Genomic DNA, 10523 nt, shown 5'->3' on the forward strand with positions numbered 1-10523 from the left:
TAGTTACAGGGAGAAGCGGTAGGTACCAGGCAAATTGATGTCGGAACTGGTGCTGGCTGGCAATGGATATGGTTGACTCACCGGCCCCTCAAACGTCCGCTGCGCCGCCTTATACGTAATCGGCCCAGCACACTCCACGGTAATGTTCCCCCCCTCAAGCGTGATCGACGCCCCGCCCGCCGTAGCAATGCGAATCCGCTTGGCCGCCGCAAAGTCCACGTTCATGTTGGCCGACACCAGCTTCAGGTCCTGCTTGGCCATCAGCTTGAGCACGTCGTGCTGGGCCTGCACGTCGATGTTGTCCTGCCCCGCGGTGATCTGCAGCCCGATGTTGTTGTCACCGGCCTTGGACAAACCCGCCGCTACGCCAATCGCCTGACCGGCATGCATACGCGCCTGCTTGCCAATGGCGAGGTTGGTGTCCTGCCCGCTGCCCAGGGCGATGCTCTCGCCGTTGGAGAACTGCAAGTCTTGCCCCGCCACCATCACCAGGCCAGCCCGGCCGGCAAGGTGCGCCATGGCTTCGCCCTGCTGCGGCACCTTGCCTTGCGTGGCGGTGTTGCCGGCGCTGGCGTCTTGCTTGGCGGCATCCAATGCCTTGCCGTCGACCATGCCTGCCGCAGCCTTGGCCTGCTTGCCCAGCGGTGCGTCGTCATCCTTGGCGGTAGCGAGTGCCGCGGTCTGGTGCGTGACAGCACCTTGCCCAAGCGATGCGGTCAGCGCCTTGGCTTGCTTGATGAGCGCAATGCCCGCCGCGTTGTCGCCGGTGGGTAGCGCTTTGCCACTGGCGGCATCCCGATAGGTGGTGAGCAGCAAACCCGCCTGACCACGCACGGCGGCGTGCCCATCGGTACGCAACTCGAAGCCCTGACCACGGAAGGTGCCGCGCCTGTTGTCTTGCTGATGGACGAGGTGACCCAGGTTGAGCTGGCTGTACTGCTGCGTGGTGGCGAGCTGCGTGCGCAACTGGCCGTCGCTGTCGTCAAAGACGAGTTGGTTGTAGCCGCTGCCGCCATGTTCGGCGCTCTTGAAGCCGGTGTGTGCGGCGGCATTGCGGTGGCCTTCGGCTTCGGTGCCCATGCCGTGCCACGCTGGGCTGTGACCACCAGCCACGTTGCCTTGCGCACTGGCGGCGCTGTCGCTGCCTTGCTTGTAAAGTGCGGCGCCATCGCTCTGGCCAGATGCGCCTTGCCCACCCGGCGTGGGCGCGATACCGGCCTCGCCCTGCCCGTTGTACAGCGCGCCAATCACGACGGGTTGGTCGATATCATCTTCGCTGAACTTGACGAGCACTTCCTGGCCGATGCGTGGCAGCCACTGCCAGCCCATGCCTGAACCAGCCTGGCGCTGCGCGACGCGCACCCAACGGGTGCTGCGGTCGTCAGCGCGCTCACCTTGTTGCCATGGGAAGCGAACGCGGATTTCGCCGGCGGGGGTCGTGTGGTGTTCGCCATCGCCACCCGCCTGAGTCTGGCCGTCGGGGCCAACCACGATGGCGCTATGCACACCCTGCGCGGTAGGTGCGGAGTACAGCCGCCCCGTCTCGGGTTCTGTCACCGCAGGGCGCCAGGGGCGGCGGGCATCGCTCGCGCGGAACCAGCCGACATAGCCATGCTTGCGTGCGGCGGCAAGCAGATCGCCGGTGGGCGCAAAGCGCTCGACAGGTTCATCCGCCTCCTGAAAACCGAATACGCCGGGGCCGGATTCTGGTGCATCAGGCGGCGTATCGAACAGCAGCGAGGCATCGAGCCCGCCCAACCGCTGGCCCAGCGCGAGATGCGTGTCGGCCGTCAGGTTGTTGATGCCGCAGTGTTCGACCAGATCCATCAGCAGCGGATACGGTGCACTGGCATCCGCATTGGGGTCTTGCGGCAGATGCGGGCAGTCGCGCAACTGCAGTCGCGTGCCGCTGCGCAGCGTGCGCACCGTGCCACGGCCGGAGAACAGCAGCGCACGCGCCTCCAGGCTTTCCATGACCTGCTCGGCAACGCGCTGTGCGTTGGCGGCATCGGGCGCCAGCGATGGGCTGATCGACAGATACGCGTCCGGGCTGCCGGATGCGGCACCTGCGCGTGCCGGTGCATGGCCGCGCACGCTGCTCTTGCCTTCCGGGTCCCACGCGGCCACGGCCACTCCGCCCACCGTCGTGCGGCTGTGGCAGGCGAGTTGTTGGATGGCGTCGCTTTCTTCCTGGCTGTGCGCGCGGTGGTAGCGAATGCCGCCACCGGCAGCCGATTCCGTGTCTTCAGCCAACTGCGTGCTGTCGGCAAAGAACACCAGCGTATGACCACCATGCGCCTGCTCGTCTTCGACCGTGGTGAAGCCAAGCCCGGCTTCTGCCAGCAGGCGTGTGACGAAGTGGTAGTCGGTCTCGCGAAACTGCGCGATGTGGCTGCGCGTGCCGAAGTCGTTCATGCGCGCCTCGGCGCCAGCGGCATAGCGCCACGACGCGTACGGTGCGTATGGGTTCAATACCTGCTCAAAGATGTCCGCCAGCGGCCGGTTCTGGAACACCTGGCTGTGGCGCTGCTGCGTCGCCAGCCAGAACCAGGGCACGACGGTCAGGCGATAGCGCGTCAGGCTGCCGTCTGCGCCCAGCTTTTCAGCCAGGCGGATGAGCCCGGTACGCTTGGCTTGCGTGCCGTTGGCCAAGGTTGTGACCAGCGTCACGCGTTGGCCGAGCAGAGACTTGAGTGCGATGCGTGCGTTGGCACTGACCGCCACCACGCGCCACTCGAACAGCTCAGAGAGCGCCTCGCGGCCGAGCCACGCTTCCACCGCCAGGTCGGCCAGCGGGCCTTCGCCTTCCAGGGCATACAGTCGATGCGCCGGAGCAAAGAGATTCTGGAGAAGGGTCGTTACGTCCATTCGCTGTCCGATACTGCAACGACGGGCGCATCACGTGAGACATGGTGACGTGAAGCCGGCGCGCATGCATTGTGTGGGCGGCGCATTGTCCCGCATTGCGCCAGCCGCCTGATTAACGCCTGGCAACACAAACATCGCCGGGCGATTGCCCTTCCGGACATCCACCGAGCGGCTATTTCCCCTTGTAATTGGGTTGAGTGGCCGGTTGATTGGCGTTTTGTGGCGCAAGCAATGCCGCCAGCAAATCGGCATCCGGATCATCCGGTGTCAATCCGCCTTTACGGTTCTTGGCTTTTGTCGTTGCCTGCGGTTTCGCCTTTGTAATTTGTGCCGCCTTGACTGGCGTATTGGTTGATTTTGCAACCAGCTTGGCGGTTTCCGCCTTGGCTTGCGGCGTATCACCCGATTTGGCCGTCACGGCTTGCTGCACCGTGGTCGAGGTATGGGCATCCTTTGCAGGGGCATCGGCAGTTGCCTTGGCGGTTTGCACATCCTTGCCCGGCTTGTCCAGCGTGTGCTCGTCGTTGGGGGCCACGTTGACGATGGTGGCCGCGGGGGCCGTGGCACTCTCGCTGGCAGCCGCTGCGGGCGTGGCTGCCGTCACCTGCGTGGGCTCGGCTGCGGCCTGCTGTGCGGCTGCAGGCGTGGCAGGCGTCGTGTGTTCGGCCACTTGCGGCGCACTCTGATCGCCCGACGGGTTCAGCGCCACCCACGCCCCGACGCCCGCCACCAGCACCGCGATGACCGCCGCGATGCCATAGCGACGCCCCGCGCTCTTGGGCGGCTTGCCACCCGCCCCGACCCTGCCTTCCAGGCTCGCGAGGATGCGTGTATGGCCAGCCTCATCAGTTTCAGACTGGGAGTTGAAGAGCGTCGGAGGCCCTTCTTTTTTCAAATCGCCGTTATTACTCATCACGGGTCCAGAATTGAAATAGAATGCGCGGCGAGCGTATGCGTATCAAAAACAACGTCCGAGCATCAGGTACGACAAAATATGCCGATTCCGGTTGTGGCTGCTGATTCTAAGTCTGGCCTAGCTGAAAGACAAATGCTTAGGAAAGACACGCGCTTTCTTTATCGTTTGTTAATGAAGCGAAACCTAAAATCGGCTGAATTTTTATCGTTTCATAATATTTTCAATCTCTGAATACAGATATAAATCAGACTGAATTGATATAGACGCCTACGCTCCGCAGGTCAGTATGGTTTTCGTTGTTCTCGCCCTCTACTTCGTCGCCATGGTGGTGGTGGCTGCAGTGTTGCTGTTGCCGTCGGTTCGGCAACGCTGCGCTGCGGTCGTGCGCGCGCAGTGGCAGCGCCTGAGCGCCGGTGCGGCCGTGGTCGGCGCGCGCTCGGCAGGGTCGCTGCGCGGGTCGGTGGACAGTGCAGCGTCGAATGCGTCTGCGTTCAAGCGGTTCGTGGCGCGCCGGAAACTGCTGCTGGCGGGCGCGCTGGGTGTGCTGTCTGTGCCACCCATCGTGGCGCTGGCGCTGCGTGAACAGCAGTCGTTCGAGTTTGACGATGATCAGGTGCGTGAACCGGACCCGCACATCTCTGCGCTGCTCAACGGGGAACGGCTGATCCCGCCGCCGCCGTTGCCGCCCGAGGTGTTCACCACGCGCGAGGTCGAGCTGATCCGCCCGGCAATCCGCGATGCAAGCCGCGACTGGAACCTGCTCGACGCCGATTTCCGCCAGCGTCTGCTGCTCGTCTACAAGATCATGCGCGACGAACACGGTTACGAGATGGCGCTGCTCGAAGGCTTTCGCAGCCCCGATCGGCAAGCCAAGCTGGCGGCGATGGGTAGCAACGTCACGCAGGCCGGGGCGTATCAGAGCTACCACCAGTACGGCCTGGCGGCAGACAGCGCGTTCTTCCGCGACGGCAAGCTGGTGATTAGCGAGAAAGATCCTTGGGCGATGCGCGGCTACGAGTTGTATGGGCAAACGGCGGAATCGGTCGGCCTCGTGTGGGGCGGCCGCTGGAAGATGATGGACTTGGGCCACGTGGAGCTGCGCCGCAAGGGCGTACTCGGCAAGCGCCCCGAGGCGCCAGGCCAATGACGAATCGATGAATCGAACACATACGGGGAGCAAGCAATGACACGTCCCTTCATCCTGCTGGGTGACAAGACGGACCACGGCGGTGTGGTGATCAGCGCGTCGGGCAATACGTCCACGGGCGGCAAGGGCATCGCCTGTGTGGGCGACAAGGTCACCTGCCCCAAGCAGGGGCATGGCGGCACCACGGTCATCGTCACCGGAGACCCGAACGTCATCATCGATGGCAAGCAGGCTGCGCGCCACGGTGATAAGACCGCCTGCGGCGCCACGCTCCTGTCCAGCCAGGGCAACACGGGCAGCATCTGAGAACGACATGGCTGCACGACTCTTCCGGTCCGGGTTGACGCTGCTGGCAGCGTTCGTGGTGGTGTGGATTGCCGTCATCGTGTGGTGGCAGACCACCAACCGCATGCCGAGCACCGCCGACATCGTCACCTACCTGTTCTTGCTGCCGCTGGGCATGGTGATTGGCTATTGGGTCATCAAGCGGGCGCTGGACGGCATCCGCACCAACGTTGCCGCGGGCCGCGAACTCTCGGCCGCAGCGCCCGCTGCTGCCGCCAAGAGCGATGGCACACCGGCCGACCCGCAGGATGCCACGCGCCACTGGCGTGCCGTTCTGCTCGCCAGTGCGCTGCGCGCGCCGGGCGGCAGCGATGCGGCATCACTGGTGGACGCCGTGCAGGCCAGCACCCAGCCGGGCCTGACGGACGTACAAGGCTTTGGCCAACCAATCTTTGCTGCGCCGGTGGATGGCCTCGACATCGAAGACCTGCGCACCGAGCTGACAGAGCGCCATCCAGACGTGGACTGGCTGGACGAACACCTGCGCGCGTTGACGCTCGCCGGGCAGGTTGCCGAAGAACTTGCAGCCCATGCCGTCGCGCAACACCCAGAACCCGCCGGCCCGGATGCCACGCGGCTCGTCATCACCGCCCTGCTGCCGCGCGAGTGGACACCGCAACAACAGGCCGCCGCCGATGCCTGGCTGCGCCAGCGCATTGGCGTGATCTGGCGAGCCGATCACCTCACCCTTGAACCGATCACCGCCAAGGGCGATGTCGATGCGCTACTGCTCCTCGACCGCGCCACGCAGGCTGTGAACCGCACGAGCGACGAGCGCGTGCTGCGCATGCTGGTGGTGGCCGACTCGCTGGTCGGCCCAAGCGCCGTGGAGCAACTGACGCAAAACGAGCAGTTGTTCGAGGCAAATCGCCAGCATGGCCGTGTGCCGGGCGAAGCCGCCGCTGGCGTATTGCTCTGCGCGCCGGCCCTTGCTGCTGCCCCGGTAACCCAATCTGTTGATGACAAGGGTGATGACGCGCCGCCGGCCGCCATCACAATCACCCGTGCCAGCGTGGCTCGCCTGGAAGCGCCCACGCCCGATCGTGGCCAGCCGCAACTGGAAGCCCTTGGCGGGGCGGTACGACACGTGCTGGAGACCCTCGCTGCCGCACCGGCCGGCGCAAACGGAAAGGCGCCTGCCGCTGCCGAGGAGGAACCGCTCGTCGCCAGCGTTGTCACCGACACCGGCATGCACCCCGTGCGCACGGTGGAAGTCGCGCGCATCTTCTCTGAACGCTTTCCCACGCTGGACGTGGCCGCCGATCTGCTGCCCCTGGGCACGCCGTGCGGTTACGTCGGCGCGGCGGGTTCCCTGCTGCCTGTGGTGGTGGCGCACCAGTTGAGCCAGCAAAGCGGCAAGCCCGTGCTGGCCATCACCGCCAACGACATCCAGCAGCGCGGCGCCATTGCCGTAGTGCCGAGCCTGACCTGACCCTGAATTCCGATCTCGAACCCGACCTTGTCCGCCCACGAGCCGAAGGCAACATGCAACGCTTCCTGAACTTCCTGACCAACTCACGCACACTGTCCGTTCTCGGCGTGATCGTGCTGACCATCTTTCTGCTGCTGATTGCGCAGACCTTCGAGATTGGCCTGGTCTGGGCCGGCATCGCGCTGGGTGTGCTGCTGGCGCTGTGGCTGGTGGCCTATCTCTGGAAACGCTGGCGCGCGCGTCAGGCAAGCAAGAAGCTGGAGGGCGTGCTGGAGCAGGCCGCCGCCGACAAGGCCGCCACACCCGACAAACGCGAAGAAGTCGAAGCGCTGCGCGTGCGTCTGGCTGAAGCCGTCAAGACCATCAAGCGCTCCAAGCTCGGGCAGATGTCGGGAGACGCCGCGCTGTATGAGCTGCCGTGGTACATCGTGATCGGCAACCCGGCGGCGGGCAAGAGCACGGCGGTGCTGAATTCGGGCCTGCAGTTTCCGTTTGCCGACAAGGGTGGCGCGGTCATTCAGGGCATTGGCGGTACGCGTAACTGCGACTGGTTCTTCACCACTGAAGGCATCCTGCTCGACACTGCCGGCCGCTACTCGGTGCATGAAGAAGACCGCCGCGAATGGCTCGGCTTTCTTGACCTGCTCAAGCGCTATCGCCCGAAGGCCCCGATTAACGGCATCGTGGTGACGGTAAGCGTGTCGGAACTCACGCAGAACCGCCCCGAGTTCGCCATCAACCTGGCCAAGAACCTGCGCCAGCGCGTGCAGGAACTGACGGAGCGCCTGGAGGTGTTCGCCCCGGTGTACGTGATGTTCACCAAGGCGGATCTGATCACCGGCTTTACCGAATTCTTTGGCGACAGCGAGAAACAGGAGCGCGACCGCGTGTGGGGCGCCTCCCTGCCCTTCGAGCCGGATGCCAAACCCGATGTGGCGGCCATGTTCGACCAGCGCTTTGACGAGCTGTGCGACGGCCTGAAAGAGATCAGCGTGGCGCAGATCGCGCTGCATCAGAAGAACAAGCTCTCGCCGGGGCTGCTGAGCTTCCCGCTGGAGTTTGCGTCGATCAAGCCGACGCTGCGCTCGTTCCTGGTCACGCTGTTTGATGAGAACCCCTTCCAGTACAAGCCCGTGTTCCGCGGCTTCTACTTCACCAGCGCGCTGCAGGAAGGCGCCACCAACAGCGCATCGGCCGAGCGCATCGCACGCCGGTTCGGGCTGTCGACCGACGGCGCAGCACGCAGCCGCGAAGTGTTTTCCAAGAACGGCTTCTTCCTGCGGGACCTGTTCTCCAAGGTGATTTTTGCGGACCGCCAGACGGTGCGTCAGTTTGCGAGCCCCGCCAAGACGCGCCTGCGCATCGCCACCTTCTTCGGACTGGTGCTGGCGCTGGGCCTGATGCTGGGCGGCTGGACGTGGTCGTACATGGGCAACCGCACGCTGACGGCCAATGTGCAGGCCGATCTCGACAAGATCGTGAAGATGCAGCAGAACCGCGTCGACCTGCAGGCACGCCTGGAAGCGCTCGACATGCTGCAAGACCGCATCGAGCAACTCGACCGCTATCGCAACGACCACCCGCTCGCGCTGTCGCTGGGCCTGTACCAGGGCGACACGCTGCAGCACAAGCTGCTGGACGAGTACTACAACGGCCTGCGTCAGGTCATGCTCAAGCCGGTGGGCGGCGCGATCGAAACCTTCCTGGCTGAAGTCAACGCGCACCCGGATCAGCTCGCACCGATGGTGCGCCCGCCCGAAACCGGCGCGGTGATGACCACGTCTGTGACCACGGCCACCGCCACGGTGGGTGCAACCTCGGGTGCCGCCGCCAACGCGCCGGCAAACAACAACCAGGCCACCGCCTCGACCGGTGCCAAGCGCTACACCGATGCCTCGCCCACCAACGTGGAAGACGGCTACAACGCGCTCAAGACCTACCTGATGCTGTCAGACAAGCGTCACGTGGAGGTCGCGCACCTGACCGATCAGATCACACGCTTCTGGCGCGGTTGGCTGGAAGACAACCGGGGCAACATGCCGCGCGAGCAGATGATCCGCTCGGCCGAACGCAACCTGTCGTTCTTCCTGGCGCACGTCAACGACGACAACTGGCCGATGCTGGAAGGCAACCTCTCGCTGGTCGACCAGACGCGCGAGAACCTGCGCCGCGTGGTGCGCGGCATGCCGGCCCGCGAGCGCGCCTATGCCGAGATCAAGGCCCGCGCCTCCACGCGCTACGCCCCGATGACGGTCGCCCGCATCGTCGGTGAGACCGGCGCTGGCGTGGTCGCCGGCAGCTACGCCGTGCCCGGCACCTTCACCAAGGAAGCGTGGCTGGGTTATGTGCAGCCCGCCATCCGCGAAGCCGCCAACAAGGAGCTGCAGACCAAGGACTGGGTGCTCAACGTCGCTGCACGCGACGACCTGACGCTGGAAGGCAGCCCCGAGCAGATCCAGAAGGCGCTGGTCACGATGTACAAGACCGAGTACGCCCGCGAGTGGCAACGCTTCATGCAAGGCGTGGCCATTCAGGACTTCACCGGCTTCGACCAGGCTGTTACCGGCATGAACCTGCTGGGTGACCCGACCAATTCGCCGATCCGCAAGGTGCTCGACACCGCCTACGACCAGACTTCGTGGGACAACCCGTCGATGCTCAATGCGGGCCTCAAGCAAGCCAAGACCGGTGTGCTGGGCTGGTTCAAGCAGCTTTTTGCGCGTCAAACGCCGTCGCAGGTGAACGTCAATGTCGACATGGGCAACGCCGCCGACGCCGGCACGATCCCGATGGGCCCGGTGGGCAAGGAATTCTCTGGCCTGGCGCGTGTGGTGATGGTGCGTGATGACAAGTCCCTGCTGCGCGGCTATATGGATTCGCTGTCGAAGGTGCGCACCCGCTTCAACCTCATCAAGAACCAGGGCGACCCCGGCCCGGGCGCACGCCAGCTCATGCAGCAGACGCTGGATGGCAGCGGCTCGGAACTGGCCGACACGCTCAAGTACGTGGATGAGCAGATGCTGACCGGTATGACCGACAGCGAGCGCGCAACGCTGCGCCCGCTGCTGGTGCGCCCCCTGCTGCAGTCGTATGCGGTGGTGATCCGCCCGGCCACGGCCGAAATCAACAAGGTGTGGAACGCACAGGTCTACCAGCCGTTTGCAACGACGCTGGCAGACAAGTACCCGTTCTCGGCCAACGCCAAGATCGAAGCGAGCGCGGCGGAGATCGGCCAGGTGTTCGGCCCGGATGGCTCGATCGCCAAGTTCGCCAGCACGACCATCGGCCCGTTGTCGGTACGCCGTGGCGACATGCTTGCCGCACGCACGTGGGGGGATCTGGGTCTGTCGTTCGTACCCGAGTTCACGACAGGCTTCACGCGCTGGATCGCGCCGCTCACGGGCGGCGCGGCGGGTGGTGGTGCCGGCGGTGCAGCCGCTGCCGCCCCACAGACGGTGTTCCAGATCCTGCCGGTGCCGTCGCAAGGCGCGACCGAATACACGATCGAGATTGACGGCCAGCAACTGCGCTATCGCAACACGCCGCCGCAGTGGGCCAACTTTGTGTGGCCAAACCCGCAAGGCACGCCGGGTGCAAAGGTCACGGCCACCACGTTTGACGGCCGCACGGTGGAACTGCTCAACGAGCCGGGCCGCTTTGGCTTGGAACGCCTGATTGCCACCGCGCAGCGCAAGCGTCGCCCGGACGGCGCCTTCGATCTGTCGTGGACGAAGGACGGCCTGACGGTTGCCATCAGTCTGCGCATCATCAGCAGCCCGCAGACCGGCGGCACCACGGCTTCTGACTCGCCGCAA

The 10523-nt window shown here is 65.0% G+C and carries 6 protein-coding genes; 4 read left to right on the top strand and 2 right to left on the bottom strand.

Features of this window, described 5'->3' with window-relative positions; genetic code table 11:
- Positions 1–3: 3 nt before the first annotated feature.
- Positions 4–2868, bottom strand: coding sequence for a type VI secretion system Vgr family protein (locus JHD73_RS12595; RefSeq protein ID WP_199030610.1), 2865 nt, complete (start codon positions 2866–2868; stop codon positions 4–6).
- 172 nt (positions 2869–3040) lie between these two features.
- Complete coding sequence (locus JHD73_RS12600; protein WP_199030611.1) at positions 3041–3781, bottom strand: hypothetical protein; 741 nt, start codon at positions 3779–3781, stop codon at positions 3041–3043.
- A gap of 289 nt (positions 3782–4070) precedes the next feature.
- Between JHD73_RS12600 and JHD73_RS12605 the strand changes: the two genes are divergently transcribed.
- The 4 genes from JHD73_RS12605 to tssM all read left to right on the top strand — a co-directional run.
- On the top strand, positions 4071–4931 hold the full coding sequence (locus JHD73_RS12605; protein WP_199030612.1) for a M15 family metallopeptidase: 861 nt from the start codon (positions 4071–4073) through the stop codon (positions 4929–4931).
- A 36-nt stretch (positions 4932–4967) separates the two neighbouring features.
- Positions 4968–5237, top strand: a complete 270-nt coding sequence (locus JHD73_RS12610) for a PAAR domain-containing protein (protein ID WP_021193560.1) — start codon at positions 4968–4970, stop codon at positions 5235–5237.
- A gap of 7 nt (positions 5238–5244) precedes the next feature.
- Positions 5245–6708, top strand: coding sequence for a hypothetical protein (locus JHD73_RS12615; protein ID WP_199030613.1), 1464 nt, complete (start codon positions 5245–5247; stop codon positions 6706–6708).
- 53 nt (positions 6709–6761) lie between these two features.
- On the top strand, positions 6762–10523 hold a 3762-nt coding region (tssM, locus tag JHD73_RS12620; RefSeq protein ID WP_199030614.1), incomplete at its 3' end, for a type VI secretion system membrane subunit TssM.

The organism is Ralstonia sp. ASV6 (genome assembly GCF_016429285.1).
GTDB lineage: Bacteria > Pseudomonadota > Gammaproteobacteria > Burkholderiales > Burkholderiaceae > Ralstonia > Ralstonia flaminis.

Bases quoted from the DNA above. Each gene is read 5' to 3' on its own strand.
- JHD73_RS12610 (WP_021193560.1), top strand. From the start codon at position 4,968: ATGACACGTCCCTTCATCCTGCTGGGTGACAAGACGGACCACGGCGGT.
- JHD73_RS12605 (WP_199030612.1), top strand. From the start codon at position 4,071: ATGGTTTTCGTTGTTCTCGCCCTCTACTTCGTCGCCATGGTGGTGGTG.
- JHD73_RS12615 (WP_199030613.1), top strand. From the start codon at position 5,245: ATGGCTGCACGACTCTTCCGGTCCGGGTTGACGCTGCTGGCAGCGTTC.
- JHD73_RS12595 (WP_199030610.1), bottom strand. From the start codon at position 2,868: ATGGACGTAACGACCCTTCTCCAGAATCTCTTTGCTCCGGCGCATCGA.
- JHD73_RS12600 (WP_199030611.1), bottom strand. From the start codon at position 3,781: ATGAGTAATAACGGCGATTTGAAAAAAGAAGGGCCTCCGACGCTCTTC.